Source organism: Psychrobacter sp. G, from assembly GCF_000418305.1.
Lineage (GTDB): Bacteria > Pseudomonadota > Gammaproteobacteria > Pseudomonadales > Moraxellaceae > Psychrobacter > Psychrobacter cryohalolentis.
The window spans coordinates 929,789-950,814 of sequence record NC_021661.1 but is presented as its reverse complement, the minus strand read 5'-3'; the positions used below and the strand labels follow the sequence as shown (position 1 = coordinate 950,814).

17 protein-coding genes are annotated in these 21,026 nt (G+C 41.7%); 15 read left to right on the top strand and 2 right to left on the bottom strand.

The features are described 5' to 3' along the window. Positions 1-46: 46 nt before the first annotated feature. The gene (locus PSYCG_RS04105; RefSeq protein ID WP_011513126.1) at positions 47-628 is read left to right on the top strand and encodes a FixH family protein; all 582 of its coding nucleotides are present in this window, start codon (positions 47-49) and stop codon (positions 626-628) included. 108 nt (positions 629-736) lie between these two features. Here the strand turns inward: PSYCG_RS04105 and ttcA are convergent, their stop codons facing one another. After that, positions 737-1,882, bottom strand: coding sequence for a tRNA 2-thiocytidine(32) synthetase TtcA (gene ttcA / locus PSYCG_RS04100; RefSeq protein ID WP_020443066.1), 1,146 nt, complete (start codon positions 1,880-1,882; stop codon positions 737-739). A 354-nt stretch (positions 1,883-2,236) separates the two neighbouring features. Between ttcA and queC the strand changes: the two genes are divergently transcribed. The 11 genes from queC (at position 2,237) to PSYCG_RS04045 (ending at position 14,649) form a co-directional block, all read left to right on the top strand. Then, positions 2,237-3,013 carry a 7-cyano-7-deazaguanine synthase QueC gene (queC, locus tag PSYCG_RS04095; RefSeq protein ID WP_020443065.1) on the top strand — a complete coding sequence of 259 codons (777 nt, stop codon included), beginning with the start codon at positions 2,237-2,239 and terminating at the stop codon, positions 3,011-3,013. Between the two features lie 274 nt (positions 3,014-3,287). Then, complete coding sequence (locus tag PSYCG_RS04090; protein ID WP_011513123.1) at positions 3,288-3,617, top strand: hypothetical protein; 330 nt, start codon at positions 3,288-3,290, stop codon at positions 3,615-3,617. Positions 3,618-3,778: 161 nt separating this feature from the next. Further along, a complete protein-coding gene (locus tag PSYCG_RS04085) occupies positions 3,779-4,276 on the top strand; it encodes a peroxiredoxin (RefSeq protein WP_020443064.1) in 498 nt (165 codons plus the stop codon). A gap of 53 nt (positions 4,277-4,329) precedes the next feature. Further along, on the top strand, positions 4,330-5,865 hold the full coding sequence (locus PSYCG_RS04080; protein WP_020443063.1) for a dihydrolipoyl dehydrogenase: 1,536 nt from the start codon (positions 4,330-4,332) through the stop codon (positions 5,863-5,865). Between the two features lie 212 nt (positions 5,866-6,077). Continuing rightward, the gene (locus PSYCG_RS04075) at positions 6,078-7,271 is read left to right on the top strand and encodes a mechanosensitive ion channel family protein (protein WP_020443062.1); all 1,194 of its coding nucleotides are present in this window, start codon (positions 6,078-6,080) and stop codon (positions 7,269-7,271) included. Positions 7,272-7,456: 185 nt separating this feature from the next. Beyond that, positions 7,457-9,787 (top strand): bifunctional 23S rRNA (guanine(2069)-N(7))-methyltransferase RlmK/23S rRNA (guanine(2445)-N(2))-methyltransferase RlmL, encoded by a 2,331-nt coding sequence (rlmKL, locus tag PSYCG_RS04070; RefSeq protein WP_020443061.1) that lies wholly within the window; start codon positions 7,457-7,459, stop codon positions 9,785-9,787. 267 nt (positions 9,788-10,054) lie between these two features. Then, positions 10,055-10,630 (top strand): TerD family protein, encoded by a 576-nt coding sequence (locus PSYCG_RS04065; RefSeq protein ID WP_011513118.1) that lies wholly within the window; start codon positions 10,055-10,057, stop codon positions 10,628-10,630. A gap of 274 nt (positions 10,631-10,904) precedes the next feature. Beyond that, complete coding sequence (locus PSYCG_RS04060) at positions 10,905-11,969, top strand: DUF475 domain-containing protein (RefSeq protein WP_020443060.1); 1,065 nt, start codon at positions 10,905-10,907, stop codon at positions 11,967-11,969. A gap of 483 nt (positions 11,970-12,452) precedes the next feature. Further along, entirely contained in the window at positions 12,453-13,028 is a 576-nt protein-coding gene (locus PSYCG_RS04055) for a TerD family protein (RefSeq protein ID WP_020443059.1), read from the top strand. Positions 13,029-13,253: 225 nt separating this feature from the next. After that, positions 13,254-14,006, top strand: coding sequence for a TIGR00266 family protein (locus PSYCG_RS04050; RefSeq protein WP_020443058.1), 753 nt, complete (start codon positions 13,254-13,256; stop codon positions 14,004-14,006). Between the two features lie 34 nt (positions 14,007-14,040). After that, entirely contained in the window at positions 14,041-14,649 is a 609-nt protein-coding gene (locus tag PSYCG_RS04045; RefSeq protein ID WP_011513115.1) for a TerD family protein, read from the top strand. Between the two features lie 124 nt (positions 14,650-14,773). Here the strand turns inward: PSYCG_RS04045 and PSYCG_RS04040 are convergent, their stop codons facing one another. Continuing rightward, positions 14,774-16,057, bottom strand: a complete 1,284-nt coding sequence (locus PSYCG_RS04040; protein ID WP_020443057.1) for a TerD family protein — start codon at positions 16,055-16,057, stop codon at positions 14,774-14,776. A gap of 310 nt (positions 16,058-16,367) precedes the next feature. On the opposite strand from PSYCG_RS04040, the gene PSYCG_RS04035 reads away from it, so the two are divergent. The 3 genes from PSYCG_RS04035 to PSYCG_RS04025 all read left to right on the top strand — a co-directional run bounded on the left by PSYCG_RS04035 (position 16,368) and on the right by PSYCG_RS04025 (position 20,985). Beyond that, on the top strand, positions 16,368-17,531 hold the full coding sequence (locus PSYCG_RS04035; RefSeq protein WP_020443056.1) for an ATP-grasp domain-containing protein: 1,164 nt from the start codon (positions 16,368-16,370) through the stop codon (positions 17,529-17,531). A 44-nt stretch (positions 17,532-17,575) separates the two neighbouring features. Continuing rightward, positions 17,576-18,853 (top strand): phosphoribosyltransferase domain-containing protein, encoded by a 1,278-nt coding sequence (locus PSYCG_RS04030; protein ID WP_020443055.1) that lies wholly within the window; start codon positions 17,576-17,578, stop codon positions 18,851-18,853. A 476-nt stretch (positions 18,854-19,329) separates the two neighbouring features. Then, positions 19,330-20,985, top strand: coding sequence for an ABC transporter substrate-binding protein (locus tag PSYCG_RS04025; RefSeq protein WP_020443054.1), 1,656 nt, complete (start codon positions 19,330-19,332; stop codon positions 20,983-20,985). The last annotated feature ends 41 nt before the right edge of the window (positions 20,986-21,026 follow it).

Below are 21,026 nucleotides of genomic sequence, written 5' to 3'. Positions count from 1 at the left end.
CTTATCCGTTGATACGGTTACTAGATATCTGATTAATAGGTATGTTATGTCCAGTCCAGCCCCAAATTTTAAGCATCAAGACAGCCAGCCATGGTATAAAAACTATATGGTGGTTATCTTTGTCATTGGTATGCCAGCTTTTGTCGTCATTGCTTGCATCTGGTTTGTTTATTACTCTTATCAGATTCGTGATAGCGTGGTACGCGACGACTGGTATATGGATGGTAAAACCCTTTATCATGATGTGTCGCGTGACAAGTTGACCTATGATTTAGACTTGCATGGACAAATGCAATTTGCAGATAATGGCGATGTTGTGTTTTATCTGAATTATCCTGAGCAAAGTCTACAGTCGGGTAAATTGATTAATGGCAGTCCACTTAGCTATCCTGAAACACTGGATCTGTCTATATCTCATGCCACTGACATTAAAAAAGACCGTGATGCGGTGTTAAAGCATCTAGAAGGCAATAAATATAGCGCCCAAGTAGATATCGATCCTCTTAAAGCAAAATATTATTTACAAGTAAGTCATAAAGGTAAAGACGATTGGCGCATGCAAGATGTTGCCAAGTTACCACGATCGGAGGTTAGCTTTGATCCTCTACCAGTATTTGGCGAAAGCTAAACTGTTCAAAATATGATTAAAATAAAAAAACCAGCCATGAATCTATCATGAGCTGGTTTTTTTATTTGAAGAGCGTAAACGGTATTAGATCATTAAATTATTAAGTCATCAAATCACTGGATTAATCGTTGGAATTTTTTTCGGCGCACGGCTGCCCTTTTCTGCATTAGCAAAGTCTGGATTGAATATCTGCGTTTCTGGTGATACTGGCAAACCAATCTCAGCCAGACTCTCTATTTGCCCCGCTTGGATATTGTCACCTTCAAACAAACGCTCGTTATCATCACGATCCAGACTTAATGTTTCAAAATCAAACAGCTCTCTATCTGCCAATTGCGAGGGCGCAACATTTTGCATCGCTTTAAAAATAGACGCTAGACGCTGAGGGTGAGCATCGTCCCATTCTCGTAGCATGTCATTAATAATGGCCCGTTGCAGATTGGTCTGGCTGCCACAGAGATTACACGGAATAATCGGGAATTCTTTTAGGCTCGCATATTCAATGATGTCTTTTTCTTCCACATAAGCCAGTGGACGGATGAGCATGTTTTGCTTGTCGTCACTGAGTAATTTGGGCGGCATCGATTTCAACGCGCCACCATGAAATAAGTTCAAAAAGAAAGTCGCCAACATATCATCGCGATGGTGCCCAAGCGCAATCTTGGTCGCACCGATTTGTTTGGCGAAACCATACAGTGAGCCACGACGCAGACGTGAACACGCTGAGCAATAGGTTTTCCCTTCTGGCACCACGCTTTTGACAATACTATAAGTATCTTTTTCCAGAATATAATGAGCGATGCCCTGCTCGTTTAGATAGGCGGGCAACACCTCTTCTGGATAGCCGGGCTGCTTTTGGTCAAGATTGACGGCAACGATATCAAAATGAATCGGGGCGATACGTTTTAATAGCAGCAAGATATCGAGCAACGTATAGCTGTCTTTACCGCCTGATACGCAGACCATCACCACATCGCCATCTTCAATCATATTAAAGTCGCGAATCGCCCATGATACTTGACGACGAAGCTTCTTTTGCAATTTCCGAAAGTGAGCCGACTCGGTCAGTGATTGCGTATCAGCCAATATGTTATCTGCTTGCTCATCCATAAAATCATCATTTCTGTCATCGACATCATCATATAACATCGCCTCAATGTCAGTTGTTTTATAATGATGATTCACATCAGTATCGATAGAAGCCTTGTCAAACTGAGGCGTGATTGTTGGTGTAAATAAGGTTGCTGCAGTCATAAGTTACTCAATATCTTGACAAGAATGGCGTTACTTCAAAAGAGATAATCAATCGATTTATTCAAAAGGCTGCAATAAAAGCTATCTGCGTATGGCTAACAATGATGCTTCATAAGGCAACGCTTCAAACATGATTTAAAACAGCAGCGATTATAACAAAATTTGCTAACAGATTGAAAAGATGACATTAAATTATCGTCTTAAATGCGACTGCTTATCTAAAGCTACTAATTATCGATTTCCTAAACTTTATCCTATTACTTGCATGATGTTTTAATGCTGCTTTCAAGGTTCTGTAATGGTAGAATTTTTGCTAAAATAGGCGTTTTTCGCTAACCAATAATAGATGCCATTATGACAAATACTGCTCTGCCAACCTCCTCTGCTGATCAAGAAAACGATACCCAATTAAATGAGCTGCATAAAAGCCAAAATGCGGTCGTACTGCTATCAGGTGGGCTTGATTCAGTGACTTGTCTATATTGGGCAAAGGCCCGTTATGCGTCAGTAACCGCAGTCAGCTTTGATTATGGTCAACGTCATAATAGTGAGCTGGTCGCTGCCAAAGCAATCGCTGAAACTGCAGGCGTTAATCACAGAATTATTGATATCGATATCGCCCAATTGGGTGGCTCATCACTAACGGATCACAGTATGATTGTGCCTGATGGTGATACTGATAAATTCCCAGACAAAAAGCGTGATGAGATTGATAACGACGCGATTCCAAACACTTATGTGCCAGCGCGCAATACCATCTTCTTATCTTATGCCTTGGCAGTCGCTGAAGTAACCGATTCAAACCATATCGTCATTGGTGTCAGTTCAGTTGATTATTCAGGATATCCTGATTGCCGTCCTGAGTATATTGCCGCTTTCCAACATATGGCAAATCTTGCTACCAAAGCGGGTGTTACCGGTCATCATTTATCGATTCAAACCCCGCTACAACAATTATCGAAAGCCAAAACCATCGAGCTGGGTCTGTCGCTAGGGGTTGATTACGGACAAACAATTTCTTGTTATCAAGCAGATGCCAATGGTCTTGCCTGCGGCGTTTGTGATAGCTGCGCGCTGCGTCGTCAAGGGTTCGCTCAGGCAGGCGTTGCCGACCCTACCCATTATCAGTAATGATTTTAGAAGTTTCGCCTTAGAACATGAATAAACGGTCTTAAAATAGAGGCAATTAAACATTGGCGAAACATTCGCTTGCATTAACACAGCACGCTGCCGTTGTATTTTAAATACAATCATTGCTATGGTATGAGCCACTTTATCTACCACAAGATATAAATGCTCATCAAAGTAGCAACGTTTTATTAGAAGTAATATTTTATCATTTGTACAAAATCGAATTCATTTATAAAAAATTCAAGTTATCGCTGTCACATGTAAAAGGATATTTATGAAATTTTTGCCAGTACTACCCCTAGCTCTTGCTGCACTATTTGCCATGCCACAAGCGAACGCTGTTGATATTAAGCAGAATAATATCAATACTTGCGTTAATGGCGCGGTCAAATATAAAGTCGCTGACAAGAGCACCGCAACCAAGCTTTGTGATTGCACGATCGGTGTCCGTAGCAATATGACCATTGGTCAGATGTGGGAGATTGAGAGCTATGCGCAAAGTAAAAAAGACCCATCAAGCCTCTCGTATGTGAAAAAAATGCAAAAAGATTTGCAACAGTGTACCGTTGGTTTGGACTTAAAACAGCCACAAAAACCTGCTTAATCCTCAAATTTTTAGATATATAAAAGACTGGCCATTGCCAGTCTTTTTTGTTGCTCATCCATAAGTGATGTGTAAAATCGAGGATTTATTTCTATGAATCTGCCTATAATGGGATGACCAATAATAATATAACCGCAATCAAAATAAATAAGGATTTTATGATGGCAAAGCCAACCACAGAAACCATTACTCTACCTGATTTTCCAGTCACTATCGTACGTGAGTTAGATGGTCATTTCATTCATGATGATATTAGCCTAAAAGAGCTGGTCGCCAACACCAGCAAAGGACTTATCCTTTATTTTTACCCAAAAGACAATACACCTGGCTGTACCACACAAGCAACTGAGTTTACCGCCCATCTTAACGAATTTGATAATTTAGGTTACGACATTATTGGCGTCTCACGTGATAGCGTTGAATCACATGAAAACTTTATTAGCAAATATAATCTACATATTCCACTTATCAGTGATGCCGATGAAAAACTCTGCCACTATTTTGATGTGATTAAAGAAAAGAACATGTATGGCAATATTACTCTAGGTCTTGTACGTTCGGCGTTTGTCTTTGATAAAAATGGTACGCTCACTCATGCACAGCGTAACATTAAAGCAAAGGATTATACTGAGCGTTTATTAACTACGCTTGCGCCTTAGTCTTTTAATCGAGCTTACGATAAACCTTAAAACTATTTTTATTTGAGAATACTATGAATAAACAGCCTGATACCGCCTCTGATTCTTCTGCTCCCTTTGATCATAGCACTCATCAAAATGTGACTCGCAAGGTATCTGTTGCGGTCATTGGTGCTGGGACTGCCGGACAAAACGCTTTTCGCCAAGCAAAAAAGTTCTTAGAAGATGTCATTATTATCAATGATGGCTTTTGGACAACGACTTGTATTGCGGTAGGTTGCATGCCAAGTAAGCTACTCATTGCAGCCGCTGACCGCGCTCATGATACCAATCATTCTGCTGAGTTTGGCGTACATGCCACTGCTCGTATAGATGGCAAACAGGTGATGGAACGGGTGCGCGCTGAGCGTGATCATTTTGCCAGCTACATCGAAAAACAAGTCGATAGCTGGCCTGAGGATAGTAAGATAGCGGGACGGGCTTATATTAATAAGCAAGGCTTGATTGAGGTCAATGATCAATTGATCAAAGCAGATAAAATCATTGTCGCCACTGGCAGCTCGACCTTTATTCCAGATGGCTGGGAAGATAAGCTTGGTGATACTATGCTGACCTCAGATGCTGTCTTTGAGTTAGCCGACTTGCCAAAATCTATGGCTGTGATTGGCGCAGGTGCTATAGGTTTAGAACTTGCCCAAGCTTTCACGCGATTGGGTGTCAGGGTAACGGTATTTAATCGCGCCAAACGCGTGGCTGGTCTAAAAGACGAAGATATCAATAACAAAGCTATTGATTGCTTAAGTCGTGAGCTGACCATGCACTTGGGTAGCAAAATTACTGATGTCGGTCAAAAATCAGATGAAAATAGCGATAAAAGCATAAATAAAAACAGCACTGTTGCCTTTATTGATTATGAAGACAGCGCTGGCGAAATGCAACAATGGCAAGGTGACTATGTACTGGTCGCGACTGGTCGACGTAATAATATAGAGGCATTGGGTGTTGAAAACCTAGGCGTTGAACTTGATGAAAAAAATCGCCCACAACAGCTGGATAAAAAAACTGGTAAAATCGGTGGTTTAGACGTTTATATCGTTGGCGATGCCAATGCTAATATTCCCTTGCTGCATGTAGCAAGCGATGAAGGTTTTAGCGCCGGGAGTATGGTCTGCGATAACAAAAAAGACGCTTATATTCGTCCGCCTGCGACGCCGTTTTCTATCGTATTTAGTTCACCGCAAATCGTCAATGTTGGTATGTCTTTACCGGAAATCAAAGAAGATTCAACACTTGAGCATGTGATTGGGAAAGTCAGCTTCGACAATCAAGGTCGTAGCCGCGTCATGGGTGTTAACTGTGGTCTATTGCATATTTATGGCTGCAAAAAAACAGACAGAATCTTGGGTGCAAGTATGGTCGGTCCGGATGCAGAATACATCGGGCATATCTTAGCAATGGCGATTACCAACGACTTGAGTATTAAAGACATGCTTGATACGCCTTTTTATCACCCTACCATTTTAGAGGGCTTGCGTACCGCCTTGCGTGATGTTCAGGATTTGATGGAAATACCGTATCAGTCGCTTGATATTCATCAAAACAATTCTTAATCAACTGTTAAATGCTCTGTTTTAAAAGTAATGGAGTAGACCTACTAGCGCTGACTTCAGAAGATCTAAACTTGATTTGCCGTCAGGATTTAAGCTACTTTATATGGTTGAAGCAGTATTTGGTAAAAGCGGTTTTATTTACAATGATACGGTTAAAATCCTATTAGTACAGAGTAATATTTTTTAGAACCACACCTTTCATGGATAAGATAATGGCAATCGCTAGTATTACTGAATTTTTTCAAGAGATTGCTCGTGATCTACATACCAGCCTTTTTCTTGCGATTGGTGGCTCTATCGAGGAAGGCACCTTAGATTGGTCGTCTAAATCAGTAGAACTGGTGAGCACTGGCATCAAAATTCTAATACTGCTTGCGATATCAGGGTTTATGTATTGGCTTGCTATTTATGTACTAAAAAAAAGCAAAGCACGTATTCGTCTGAATGAGCGTCGCGCTAAAATTGCCCGCTCAATCTTGCGTTATGTATGGGCTGTGACCAGTGTCATTGCTATTATGAGTCAGCTGAATTTTGAACCAGATACCATTAAAGCCACTGCCAAAGCCAGTACATGGGCAGGGATATATTACGTGCTATGGACATCATCTGGACAAATTGTCCATAAAATACTACAGCACTATGGGCTAAACGCCTCTATTGAGCAGCTGCTTAAGAATATCTTATCTGTGCTATTACTAGTATTAGGGCTTGCCAGCGTCATGGCGCAGTTTGGCTTTGATATCGTCTCTTTAGTAGCAGGTCTGGGTATTGCTGGTTTGGCGGTCGGCTTTGCCGCGCAGTCAACGCTTGCCAATTTTATCGCAGGTATTACCATTTTGCTTGAGCAGTCCTTTCAAGTTGGTGACTGGGTCAATATCAATGACAATGAAGGGCGCGTGGTGGTGATTGCCTTACGTACGACCCACGTCTTAACTCGTGACAATATTACGGTTATCATACCCAATTCGAATGTGGCCTCCTCCGTCGTTACCAACCTGACCTCCAAAAACTTTATACGCTTTGATATTCAGATGCGTATTGCTTTTGAAGATGATATTGATAAAGCACGTGATGAGATTTTACAAGTACTGTCAAATAGTGAGGCGGTCCTTAACCGACCTGAGTCTTCTGCGACTGTGGCAGAGATTGGCGAGTATGGCATATATTTTATTGTCCGCTTTTGGGTCAAACCAGCGGCAGTTGCTCGTATGCCCAAAATCAAAGAAGATTTACGAGAGAATATCAAACGCGCTTTTGATGCCGCTGATATCTCGACCCCTTATCCTCATATGCGCCTACTTATGCCAAGAGAAGACGTCTATCCGATTGTGACCAAACCCAAGCCATTGGCAACGACCGCGCAAACTGTTTCAGAGTCATTAGCGCTGAACAAAGACCAGCATTAATATCCTTGCAACTTATTTAGCATTTATATGCCATAAAAAGTTCTTTCAAATAGAAATCTTTTAATCATCGCTTTCTTAAACATCAGCGCTTTAAACCATCCGCTATAGAATTATGGTAAAATTAGCGGTTAAACATCTTATTTTATGATGTGCACTATTTATCAATTTAGCCCACAGGTATCCGTATGACCGAAACAACCGCGCTCGCCTCATCCACAGCGTCTTCGCAACCATCTCCACAAGCATCTTCACAGGTATTGTCGCTTGACCTTATCATCACCTGCGCCGATGGGTTAGAAGCACCGCTACAGACTGAGCTGACCAGTTTTGGTATTGCAAGTGAGATAAAAAGTACTGGTCGCCTTGCTGTTACGGGTACCTTGCGTGATTTATATAAGATCTGTCTTTGGTCGCGCGTGGCATCGCGCGTATTAATGCTGATTAAACGCAAAAATATCAATGCCGAATATGACGTGGCTGAGCAGCTGTACGGTTTGGCGAAATCGGTCAATTGGACAGAGCAATTTAGCCTAGAGCAAACCTTTGCGATTCGTCTGTCTGTTGATAAACGTGTAGCTGTCAGCCAACAGTTTGCCATGCTACGTATTAAAGATGCGATTGCGGATACCTTTAACGAAGTGTATGAGAGCCGCCCTAACGTCGATAGTAAAAACCCAGACTTTTCTGTTTTTGCGACCGTCAATGATAAGCAAGCTGAGTTATATCTAGATTTGTCAGGTACCAGCTTGCATCGCCGTGGCTATCGCGTTGCGATGACAGAAGCACCACTAAAAGAAAACTTAGCAGCTGCGCTACTTTATAGCGCAGGCTGGCATAAGAAAAACGAAGCAGGTGATGCGCCTTTTTATAATGCGCTAATCGATCCTATGTGTGGCTCTGGTACCTTTATTATTGAAGCGCTCCTCATGCACTGCGATTATGCTGTCGGTATCGATAAAGCCGCCAATCAGTTTGGTTTTTACAAGTGGCAGCATCATGACGCAGTATTATGGCAAGAAATGATTGATGATGCACAAACGCGTTTCCGTGCAGCATTAGAGATTGCTAATGAGCAGCCAGATACATTACCGCTTATCTTTGGATTTGATGCCGATAATGGCGCTATCATTGCCACAGAAAAGAATCTGATTGCTGCTGGTTTACAAGACCTGTTACCGCTACTCGACATCGAAACGCGCGCCCTTGATCAGCTAAGCACGCTATTAAAACCTTTGGTCGCTGACGGTCGTTTGAGCAATCCTTTAATTATCACCAACCCACCTTATGGTGAGCGTCTGGGTGATGAAGAAATGATTAAGCCGTTATATCAATCGATTGGGCTTATCTTACAAGACAGCTTTGCCGGTAGTGGTATTGACCCGATGCTTGGTATATTGGCATCTCACGTTGAGCAAGTCGATATTTTGCCGATTAGAGAACCAAAAACGTTACGGTGTCATAATGGCGCCATTACCGTGTACTTCCGCTACGGCACCTTGATTGCTGGTCAGACAGGGAATCTCGTTAGCCGTTTTGAGAAACGTGAAATTGAGGTTGAAGACGGTCAAGATTTTATCAATCGTTTGCAAAAAAACCTGACCCGACTAAAGAAATTGGCTAAAAAAGACAACGTGAGTAATATCCGTGTTTATAACGCTGACTTACCTGATTTCAAAGTGGCAATCGACTTATATGGTGATTATGCCCATGTACAAGAGTACGCGCCGCCAAAGACCATTCCACCAGAAACCGCCAAAAAACGCTTTAATTTGGCATTAATGGGTATTCGTGAAGTGTTCGGTATTAACCGTGAACAAATCTTTATTAAAACCCGTGCTCGTCAATCCGGTAATGATCAATATAGCAAACAAGGCAATACCGAAAAGCGTGGCAAGTTTTATATTGCCCGCGAAGATGGTGCTTATCTGTATGTCAATTTCACCGATTATCTCGATACGGGTCTATTTATTGACCATCGCAATATGCGTGCGCGTATCAAAGACAACAGTCGTAATAAATCGGTATTGAACTTATTCGCTTATACTTGTACGGCGAGTGTGCATGCGGCATTGGCGGGCGCTAAAAAAGTCACCAGCGTTGATTTATCACAGAACTATCTGGATTGGGGCAAACAAAACTTTGCTTTAAATGGCTTGAATGTCAGTGGTAATAAATATCAATTCGTTGCTGCCGATATTTTTGAGTGGATCAAAGACAATACGGAACAATTCGATATTATCTTTATTGATCCGCCAACCTTTTCAAACTCTAAAAAGTTTCAAGGTACCTTTGATGTCCAGCGTGACCATGCTGCACTAATTAACCGCGCGATGAACCGCTTAACGGCAGATGGCATCTTATACTTCTCTAATAACTTTACCCGTTTTGAGTTGGATGAGCAGCTGACTGAGCGTTATGACATCATTGACATTACCCAAAAAACCATTGGTTTTGATTTTGATATCAAAAAACCGATTCATCAAAGCTTTGAAATTCGTCATCGTCAGAGTCTATAACGAACACTAAATCTTAGCTTTGACGCCTAACTGGCTATAAAACATAACAATGACCCAATCAGCTTTGATTGGGTCATTTTTTGTTGGTATGATAGAGCGCTACTAGCGATCGTTTTATCGTTATTGAATCCCATTATCGCTGGTATAGCGTATCTAATTCAAAAGCGACACAGCACTATTTTGAACTGACGGTCTTAAAATAGTTATTACTTTTACCGTTGTAAACGTGCAGTCCACCCTACTCCAATAAATAACAAGGACCATTCCATGGCATTATCTCTAAACAAAGGCGGTAATTTATCGCTAACCAAAACGGATCCAAACTTAACTAAGCTGCTTATTGGTCTTGGTTGGGATGAGCGCGCAACTTCTGGTGCCGAATTCGATCTTGATGCAAGTGTATTCTTATTAAATGCAGCTGGCAAAGTACGCGGCGACCATGACTTTATCTTTTATAACCAACTCAAATCTGACAATGGTGCCGTTGAGCATACTGGTGATAACCGTACAGGCGAAGGCGACGGTGATGACGAAGTGGTCAAAGTCAACCTAACGCAAGTACCTGCCGATGTCGACAAAATCGTTGTGACAGTCACTATTCATGATGCAGCGGCTCGTAGCCAAAACTTCGGTCAAGTTGCTAATGCCTTTATTCGCGTTGTGAATGAAGAAACGGGTGCTGAAGTGGTGCGTTTTGATTTAGCAGAAGACTACTCTGTTGAGACAGCAATGGTATTTGGAGAAGTCTATCGCCACAATGCAGAATGGAAATTCCGCGCCGTTGGTCAAGGTTACTCTGGTGGCTTACAAGCGATGTGCCAGCAATATGGTGTCGTTATTTAAACTGTCATTTAAACTACTATCTAAATCGATATTTAGCCCTTGCTAAAACCATCCATTAGATGATAAGTAGGTGCAAAACCTAAAGCCATTATGCCTCACTATTGGCTGTAAAATATGGTTGCAAAATAGTCACAATCTTTAATAGCCAAATGACTGATAATACTTTATATTTTATTAAAAATCACACATGGAGAAGTGGCTAGCGATAGCCACTTTTTTTATGCTGCGTCTATAATAGACAACCTTAGCTTTACGCAACCAGACAGGATGTGTCATGAGACATTTTTATTTCGACTTCATCTTCACAGCTATCGCATTGATGGTAGCTGCATGGTGGGGATATTCACATGGCGGTATGGGCGGCTTAATCACCACCCTTTCTATTACTGCTATTTTGGCCGTCATGGAGATTTCATTATCCTTTGATAATGCGGTGGTCAACGCCTCAGTCCTCAAAGGCTGGGACGAGTTTTGGAAAAAGATATTTTTAACCGTTGGTATTTTAATTGCTGTATTCGGTATGCGCTTGGTATTCCCAATTGTCATCGTTGCGGTTACCGCAGACCTTGGCATGATGCAAGTGATAGATTTGGCATTGAACGATCCTAAAGAATACTCAGCAAGACTGATGGCGCATCATGCTGAAATATCCGCATTTGGTGGTATCTTCTTATTACTGGTCTTCTTAAACTTTATCTTTGATGATAAAGAAGTGCATTGGTTTAACTGGCTTGAGAGCCGCTTAGCAAAGCTAGGCAAAGTCGATGCCATGAGCGTCTTCGTTGCGCTTATTGTCTTGATGATTTCAGTATCTTGGGCTACCGCTGAACAAGCTTCTGCCGTACTGATTGCGGGTGTTTGGGGTATTTTAGTATACCTTGGTGTGCAAGTGGTTTCTGGTATGCTCGAGGGTGATCTTGAAGAAGAACTAGACGCTCAAGGTAATAGTACTGGTGCTGCAACTAGCGCGATTATGAAGGGCGGTATTATCGGTTTCTTATACTTAGAAGTCCTCGATGCCTCATTCAGTTTCGATGGTGTGATTGGTGCATTTGCAATTACCAATGACGTTATCGTGATTATGCTAGGTCTGGCGATTGGTGCCATGTTTGTGCGTTCAATGACCATTTTCTTGGTAGACAAAGGCACACTTGATGAGTTCATCTATCTAGAACATGGTGCGCATTATGCCATTGGTGCTTTGGCAATTATTATGCTGCTATCAGTGAAATTCCATGTACCAGAGATTATTACTGGTTTGATTGGTATTGCCTTTATCGGTTGGGCATTGCTTGCTTCACTTAAGCATCGCAAGCAACAAGCAAAGGCGATTACTTAGTGTTGATTTTAGCTTACGTTTAAACGCTAAGTTCAAATTAAGAAAAAGCGCTTTGGTAAAAAATCGTAGTCATGACAGGTTATATCAAGCGATTGGTATGACCTGTTTTTTATATCTTTTTTACTTTATGAGTAATTCATATCATAAGGTTTTGTTTCATTGCTAGGTTCGAGATTACAACTTTAAATACCAACTTCAGTATCTAAGAAATTCATTTTTGATAACAATATCTTAACGATTGTTATCGGGACGGTTAGAAAGTATCAGATTTGCACAATTGCCATATCTGTTAGTAAACATAACATCAGCGCACAAAATACGCCTTGCTTAGTAAGCAAACGCTTAGTATAGTAAAACGTAATGATATGCAGGACATGGCGTACAGATATTTTTTTCTCATAACGTCTATATATTATCACTGCACTATTTGAGTTTATTTTTTATCAATCAATCCACTTAATTATTAATCCAAAGGATATTTATATGGCTATTAGCTTAACAAAAGGCGGCAACGTAAACTTATCAAAAGAAGCGCCAGGCTTAACCAATATTACTGTCGGTCTAGGCTGGGATCCACGCGCCACTGACGGTCAAGAGTTTGACTTGGATGCGATTGGCTTTTTGGTCAATGAAGCAGGTAAAGTACGTAACGATCAGGACTTTATTTTCTTTAATAACCTAAAGTCAGACAATGGCGCGGTTGAGCATACTGGTGATAACCGTACTGGTGAAGGCGACGGCGATGATGAAAAAATCAAAATCAACCTTGCAAGCATTCCAGCTGACGTGAGCAAAGTTGCTATCTGTGCCATCATTTATGAAGGTCAAGCTCGTAACCAAAACTTCGGTCAAGTGGGCGACGCTTATATCCGTGTTTTGAACGACAATGGCGATGCTGAAATCGCTCGTTATGACCTATCAGAAGACGGTAGTACCGAAACAGCGATGATTTTTGGTGAGTTATATCGTCATAGTGGTGACTGGAAATTCCGCGCGGTTGGTCAAGGCTTTAGCGGTGGTCTCGGACCATTAGCGGCCTCTTATGGCGTCAACGTTTAATCGTCTAATTGACTTAATCGTGCCGCAAGCCAACTATCGTAAGTAACTATTTATTTATGAGCTACTTACGAGATTTATAAGCCATCAAGTGTGTTGTTTAAGACATTTGATGGCTTTAAATTTAAGTGGCTATGAATTTAATGTCTAAAAGATATTGACAGAAGTTATTTGCTATATCCTTTACAGATGGACTCATAAAAATATTAGAACAAGGACTTTTGACCTATGGCTGCAACGTTTAGCTTAATTGGTACTATTGAACCTTTTTTACATTGTAATCTTAAAAAAGGCGACTCAATCTATTGCGAAGCCAACGCCATGGTGATGATGGAATCAAACCTTGAGCTAAAAGGTAAATTGCAAGGTGGACTGATGCAGTCATTGATGCGCCGTTTTGCTAACAATGAGTCACTTTTTCAACAGCAAATCGAAGCGGTAAACGGTGAAGGTGATTGCTTGCTGGCACCAACGCTCGATGGCGATATGCAAATCATTGATTGCGGCAAACATCAATATACCTTGAGCGATGGTGCTTTTGTCGCGGCGCAAATCGGTGTCGATATCAGAGCCAATATTCAACGTAATCTAGGTGGCGCAGTCTTTGGTGATACTGGCGGCTTTATGGTCATGCAGACGCAAGGTCAAGGTCAGGTAGTGGTATCGGGTTTTGGTTCATTATTTGAGATTGATGTGACGCCAGATAAAGACGTCATCATCGATAATGGTCATGTGGTCTGCTGGGATTCAACGCTTGATTATAAGCTCTCTGTATCGACCAGTAAGAAAAAAGGCATCATGAGCAATATTATCAATTCAGTCACCAGTGGCGAAGGAATGGTACTCAACTTTTCAGGCTCAGGCAAAGTTATTATTTGCTCACGCAATCGTGACAGCTATCAAGGATGGCTACAAAGCATCTTGGGCACCAGTTCAGGTGGTCGTGGCGGCAATAGCGGATTACTTGGCAATATTTTATAGCAATTTCTCATACAACTATTATAAGGATTATCACATGGCAGTTAGTTTACAAAAGGGTCAAAAAATCTCCCTAAGCAAAGAAGCGGGCGGCGAGCTTACTCAAGTAAAATTGGGTTTAGGCTGGGACGTTGCCCAAGGTCCACAAGATAAAAAAGGTGGATTCTTAGGTAAATTATTCGGTGGTGGTAGTGGCGGCGATTCTATCGATTTAGATGCATCATGCATTATGTTCGATAGCAACAAACAGCCAGTTGATGCCATTTGGTTTAGCCAATTAAAATCGAAAGACGGCAGTATCGTGCACACTGGTGATAACCGCACTGGTGACGGCGATGGTGATGATGAAGTAATCAATGTTGATTTATCAAAAGTTCCAGCTAACGTAGTATCCTTGGTATTTACCGTCAACAGCTTTACTGGTCAGACGTTTGAGACAGTAGAAAATGCGTTTTGCCGTATCGTCAATGCCAATAACAATACTGAAGTAGCACGCTATAATCTGTCCTCACAAGGTACGCATACGGCGATGATTATGGCAAAAGTTTATCGTCATAATAATGAGTGGAAGATGCATGCCATCGGTGAAACGGCGACTGGTCGCACTTTCCATGACTTAATGCCTGCTATCACCCCGCATGCTTAATATCCATAAGTGTCATTTTTGAAATGATATCTTATTATTAATAAGATATCATTTATAAAAATAAGCCCATCTAACAATAGATGGGCTTATTTTTTATATCTATCAAAGTATATAAATAGAGTCGTTACTTACTGCCACGTTTCCAGCTAAAGCCCCAATTAAAGGCTTTGTCCATCTCTTGATGCCCTTTAAAGTATTGGTTGATACGTTCAACGTTGATACTGCCTTGCTGATTGACCAGACGTGCAATGGCGCACATCGGTAAGTTACCTGTACCTTCTGTCAAACGCGTTTCAATCGGTGGCTGGTCGGGTACGTGAATAGTCACTACCCCATCAGTTTGCGCCCAATTTGGTGCACCTTCGTAAATGAAAGCAAAGATAAATACTTCTTCAATCTGTGACCACTGCTGACCATTGATATCTAGCCATTCACCGCCGCTTACCTGTCCTGTTCTATCATCGGCACGCAATAGAACGTATGGCGCTGATTGTAGGCTACCAAAACGACTTCCCAACGCTTGAATAAGCGTTTTTTCACCATTTTTCAGATGAATCATCGCACCAACATCGAGATCAATTCCATCAGCTTTATGCTGCTTAAATAAATCGCCAAGCAGCCCTTTTTTGGGTGCTTGCTTGCTGACATCTGGACGTTGGTTCCAGTCTAGGTTGACCGATATTTTGCCAAAATCATCACGTTTCTTGAGATTGATACTAGATTCATTTTTGGTTAAAGTAATTTTACTTAGGTTGATTGAAGGATTGGTAGAGCCAGCAGGAATCGGCGGTGGCGTAGTTGTCTGAGGCGCACTACTAGCTTTTTGCGTATTGATTGGTCGCTGCGTATTAATAGGCTGAGCTTGCCTTTGTGACTGATTTTGTATAGGGCTTTGAGCTGGTGCTTCATCGGCAATCTCTACACCGAAATGCTCAGATAAAGGTTTTAAGCCACCTTCAAAACCTTGAGCGATAAATCGGAACTTCCAATTGCCCTGCCGACGATAACATTCCGCTAAGATGATAGCTTTTTCATTACGTCCAACAGCACTTAATTGGCAAGTTATCAACACTTGACTGCCTTGTAGTACTTGAATATCCACATCACCGACTTGAGCCAACGTCTGCGCACTAGAAAATGCTAACGCAATCTTTTCAATAGTTGCTGGCTGTGCAGGTAGATTGATATCAAAAAATCCATCACTGTCATGACCGCGAAAGCTCACGTTACCATCATCGCTACGCGTCTGCCCATAAAATATCATATCGCCATCGCCGCTTACTTTACCTTCAGTCGTCAGGCGATAAGCCGCACAGTCGATGGCATTTTGGCTTAAAATACGAATGCTAATATTATCCGTTGGCAGCGGTGCGTTAGCACCTGCAATTAAAGCTTGAGGTTGACTCATCATTTATCCTTTACGTTATTTATTATTTACTTATATGAGTGAGGTTAACTATCGCCATATAGTAGCATGGATGGCATTACAACCTTAATCAGAACCAGCATCTTATAAAACATCATAAAAAAAGTAAAAATCCTTGATGCTATTTAATTGGAAACATTTATAACATCTAGCATTTGTATATAATAGAGCCCGTTATGTATAAATGCCATGTCTGAAATTATTCGATCATATATTAAATTGCTAATCACTTTATGATGACGATATCGAGTGATCCACAACCCTACTATATTAAGAGAGTGTAAAGAGAATTATGGATAACCCTGTTAACAATAGTCATCATACAAAGTTAAGCGCTGCTTGGTTGGCTGAAGGTCAGTCAAGCCAGCGTGATATGTTAGCTAGCCTGCAAACCCTAAAAGCTCAATCTAGCATGCCCTTTCATATCGTTGCCTCACATCGTCATAATAGACCTGAGATTTTTGAATTTGCCGACATCATTTACCGCGAGCCTTCTATTAGCACCGCAGATAGCGATGAACAAGCAGTGCTCGAATCTGTTGAGCCATTGATGCCACGTTGGCAATTTGTGTTAGAACAAGCTCAGAAAAACAACGTGAAAGTGTTGCTTACTGGACGCAATGGCATTGATTACGAAGCTCACCGTGAAGCGTTTGACGCAGCAGGTATCCGTTTATTGACAGGTGCGACCAGCGTTACAGCATTGGAATCCATCGATGATAAGTTTGCCTTTATGCAGCAGTGCCATGAGCATGATATCCCTGTCGCAGATGCATGGCGCTTTGATACTGTCGCAGAGCTTGAGACTTTACTTGCTAAACATGGTCATCAGCCTTTATGCGTCAAACCAGTGACGGGGATTTTTGCTCAAGGATTTTGGCGCTTAGGTAAAGTTAAAGAAACGGGTAAAGAAGAAGGTGAGCAATACGACAGTTTTGAGCATCTATACTTTACCGAAGAGAAGAAAATCAATACTACGCAATTTATCAATGCTTATACCAACAGTCTCATGGTGCATGAGCGCCCGATTCCCATGCTATTAATGCCTTATTTATCAGGACAAGAATACTCTATCGATGTCGTCTGTGAATACGGCGAAGTGTTGGCTGCTATTACTCGTTATAAAACGGGGAAAATTCAGCATATTGGTTATGAGCAATCGGTCATGGATGTGGTCATTCCACTGATAAAAACGTTCGGCTGTGATGGCATCGTTAGTGTCCAGACTAAAGCGGATGATAATGGTCAGCATCGTGTGCTTGAGATTAATAGTCGCCCCTCTGGTGGTATTGATTACACCACTCATAGCAGTGTAGATCTAACTCAAGTTGGTTTTGCTTATTGGCTCGGTTTAAGTAAGAAGCCGAAACTGGCAGATATCGCACAGCAAATTACACCGTGCCAAGTACGTTCTATTATGGTGAGTGTAAAAATTGAAGAAGATACTGCTGAATAAGTGAAACTAACGATATAAAAAATTGAAAGACTGAAGGAATATGAATGCCAAATAAACAACACAACACGACCATCACCTTACCTCGCGGTACGCTTGATCTGACCTATCAGACCAACGCTGCTAGTGGTAACAACGACCTTAAAGAAAGCAGCCATTATCAGCTAGAAGATTTGCTTGATTTTGCTCAACGTATCAATCCAAAACGGGCGTTTTTGTTTGTCTCAAAAGTGTTAGGTCGTCATATTCCGGTGGCACCAAGCATCATGCGTGATGCCTTTACTGATTTGGCAAACTTAGTACCTGATGATTTGCCTGAGCCGATTTTGGTCATCGGTATGGCAGAGACGGCGGTTGGCTTATCTGCCGGTGTGCACCAAGCGCTACAAACGCGCTATCCACAAGCGTTGCTGCTGAATTCTACTCGTCATGCCCAGCATGATGACAACAGTAACGATTCTTTATTGACCACTTTTAGCGAAGACCACAGTCATGCCAGTCAGCATCTGATTTATCAAAGTGCCGATAAAATGACGCAAGCGCAACTACTTGCCAGTAAAACGCTGATTATGGTCGATGATGAAGCATCAACGGGTAATACTTGCGTTAATGTCGTCACAGCATTACGTGAAGCTGGGTTGACCCAACTAGAGCAAGTACATCTCACAACCTTAGTTGATTGGTCACTAAATCAGAATCAAAGTGAGTCTGATGCTAACGCCGATGATACGATTGCCACCCGTCTGCCAAACATTGATTTTCACCGCCATCATTTACTATCTGGCGCTTGGAAATGGACTGATGCGCCCAACCCTGAGCCTATCATTATGCCATCGGTTGATACGACCGAAGCTGGTAGTCAATCTTTGGGCAATACTGGTAACTGGGGACGCTTTCCAACGCTAGATAGCACGAATGGCTTTGCGGATTATCTAGCAAGTTTCCAAACTGCATTTGCAAGTTTTGATGGCCAAAACGCATTTAATAACGCTCAATTGCCACAAAAAATATTGGTACTGGGCAGTAATGAATTTGTCTGGCTGCCCTTCTTATTGGCGGAATGGCTTGAGCAGTATACGAATTCAGATAACAGCAATAATACGGTGAATTTTAGTGCATTGACACGCTCACCGATTGCACTTGGTAGCGGTATTGGCACGATGTTAAGCTTTCATGATAATTATGGCCTTGGTATGACCAATTTTGCTTATAACGTTGAGCCAAATGAGTGGGATTTGATTGTATTGTGTGTGGAAACGTCGGCTGATAGTGTGGATACCATGTGGAAAGGTTTGGATAATGTGTTGGTGGTGAGTCCTAAATAGACGTGCATTTAACATGCATATTACGAGCTACTGATAATGGATTGTCATAGCCGTAATATGAACATCTTTAGAATATTTATTATATCTTTCTAAAACAAAGTTTACTTATATATGCCTGTGATTTTACGGAGGTTAAATACCTCATTAATAACAAAAAAGATGTCCATAGCATAAAAAAATTCATATTTGCGCTGTAGATACCTTGCACAACCTCATATTTACCTATATATTCGGTCTATTCATTTGCTTATTCAGTGTCAACATATCAACTATTAGAAGACCAAACACTTGAGACACACCATTCTGGGGTGTCTCAAATTCTGATAATTTGTCATGACCTGAAATAATTTGAATTGATAAATACTTTAAAAGGAATTAAAGGTTTATCGATTAGAGTTCGAGATCAACGGCGTCTAACGTCGTTGTCGTGCTATCAATCGATAATTATCTAACGATTTATACAGGATGTAATCACAGTGCAAACTCCATTTTTCAAGCTCACCTTATTAGCAGCCTTAACGCTAGGCGTCAGCGCCTGTAGCGGCGACAATAAAACTGCGGATAAAACTGCGGATAAAACGGCAGATGCCGGTAGCGATGCCAAAGCCGCCAAGACCTTAATTTACTGTTCAGAAGGTAGCCCTGCTGGCTTTGACCCTGCGCAATATACGGCAGGTACTGACTTTGATGCCAGTGCTTATCCTATTTTTAATGGTATCGTACAGTTTAAACGTGGCGAAACCGAAATTGAGCCAGGCTTAGCCGAAAGTTGGGAAATCAGCGAAGATGGCAAAACCTATACACTCAATCTACGTAAAGGCGTCAAATTCGGCAAGACCGATTATTTCACCCCAACTCGTGACTTCAATGCTGATGACATTATCTTTACCATCGAACGTCTTACCGATACAGGCTTTGCTTTTAATAAAGACTATCCAGCTGAATTCCCATATTCAGTAGGCATGGGCTTACCTGATATTATCGACAAAGTAGAAAAAGTCGATGATTATACGGTCAAAATCACTCTGACTGAGACCAACGCGCCATTCCTACAAAACCTAGCAATGCCGTTCGCCTATGTGCATTCTGCAGAGTATGCTAAGCAGTTACAAGACGCTGGCAATGCAGCTGATCTAAATACCAAACCAGTCGGTACTGGACCGTTCGTCTTTACTTCGTATCAAAAAGATGCGCAGATTCGTTATACAAAAAATCCTGACTATTGGAACAAAGACAACATTCATATCGATAACCTCGTCTTTGTCATCACTAAAGATTCTGCGGTTCGCGCACAGAAGGTACAAGCAGGCGAATGTAATGTCTCCGCTTATGCCAACCCATCTGAAGTTGATTCTGCCAAAAAATCTGGCAAAGCAAACGTACTAGATGATGCTGGATTTAACGTTGGTTACTTAGGCTATAACACTGAAAAACCAGATCTAAAAGATGTCAATGTTCGCCGCGCTCTCGATATGGCAATCAATAAAGACGCCATCATCAATGCGGTATATCAAGGTTCTGGTATCAAAGCAAGCAACCCAATGCCACCAACGCAGTGGGGCTATAACGATGAGATCAAAGATGCGCCTTACGATATCGAAAAAGCCAAAGCCCTACTGGCTGAAGCAGGTGCTAAAGATTTAGAAATCGACTTATGGTACATGCCCGTTCAGCGCCCTTATAACCCTAATGCTAAGCTAATGGCTGAAATGATTCAATCAGATTGGGCTAAAATTGGCGTTAAAGCCAAGCTTGTGACTTATGAGTGGGGCGAGTACCTAAAGCGTGCGGGTAAAGGCGAGCCTGAAGCGATCCTAGCCGGTTGGACAGGCGATAATGGCGATCCTGATAACTGGTTAGGCGTTCTATTATCTTGTGATGCGGTTAACGGTAATAACTATTCTCGCTGGTGTAATGCAGACTTTGATAAGCTGGTCATGGATGCGCGTGCAAATACCAATCAAGATGAGCGTATTGCCAATTACAAGCAGGCTCAGGTTATCTTTAAAGACCAACTACCTTGGACGACAGTTGCTAACTCAGTCGTGACGGTATTAACGACCCCTAATGTAAAAGACTACAAAATTAGCCCACTCGGCTCCATTCGCTTTGATGGCGTTGATATTGAATAGCTGTATTAAATAGCCTTAGCTAATACCAATATCTCATGAGG

Bases quoted from the DNA above. Each gene is read 5' to 3' on its own strand.
- PSYCG_RS04105 (WP_011513126.1), top strand. From the start codon at position 47: ATGTCCAGTCCAGCCCCAAATTTTAAGCATCAAGACAGCCAGCCATGG.
- ttcA (WP_020443066.1), bottom strand. From the start codon at position 1,882: ATGACTGCAGCAACCTTATTTACACCAACAATCACGCCTCAGTTTGAC.
- queC (WP_020443065.1), top strand. From the start codon at position 2,237: ATGACAAATACTGCTCTGCCAACCTCCTCTGCTGATCAAGAAAACGAT.
- PSYCG_RS04090 (WP_011513123.1), top strand. From the start codon at position 3,288: ATGAAATTTTTGCCAGTACTACCCCTAGCTCTTGCTGCACTATTTGCC.
- PSYCG_RS04085 (WP_020443064.1), top strand. From the start codon at position 3,779: ATGGCAAAGCCAACCACAGAAACCATTACTCTACCTGATTTTCCAGTC.
- PSYCG_RS04080 (WP_020443063.1), top strand. From the start codon at position 4,330: ATGAATAAACAGCCTGATACCGCCTCTGATTCTTCTGCTCCCTTTGAT.
- PSYCG_RS04075 (WP_020443062.1), top strand. From the start codon at position 6,078: ATGGCAATCGCTAGTATTACTGAATTTTTTCAAGAGATTGCTCGTGAT.
- rlmKL (WP_020443061.1), top strand. From the start codon at position 7,457: ATGACCGAAACAACCGCGCTCGCCTCATCCACAGCGTCTTCGCAACCA.
- PSYCG_RS04065 (WP_011513118.1), top strand. From the start codon at position 10,055: ATGGCATTATCTCTAAACAAAGGCGGTAATTTATCGCTAACCAAAACG.
- PSYCG_RS04060 (WP_020443060.1), top strand. From the start codon at position 10,905: ATGAGACATTTTTATTTCGACTTCATCTTCACAGCTATCGCATTGATG.
- PSYCG_RS04055 (WP_020443059.1), top strand. From the start codon at position 12,453: ATGGCTATTAGCTTAACAAAAGGCGGCAACGTAAACTTATCAAAAGAA.
- PSYCG_RS04050 (WP_020443058.1), top strand. From the start codon at position 13,254: ATGGCTGCAACGTTTAGCTTAATTGGTACTATTGAACCTTTTTTACAT.
- PSYCG_RS04045 (WP_011513115.1), top strand. From the start codon at position 14,041: ATGGCAGTTAGTTTACAAAAGGGTCAAAAAATCTCCCTAAGCAAAGAA.
- PSYCG_RS04040 (WP_020443057.1), bottom strand. From the start codon at position 16,057: ATGAGTCAACCTCAAGCTTTAATTGCAGGTGCTAACGCACCGCTGCCA.
- PSYCG_RS04035 (WP_020443056.1), top strand. From the start codon at position 16,368: ATGGATAACCCTGTTAACAATAGTCATCATACAAAGTTAAGCGCTGCT.
- PSYCG_RS04030 (WP_020443055.1), top strand. From the start codon at position 17,576: ATGCCAAATAAACAACACAACACGACCATCACCTTACCTCGCGGTACG.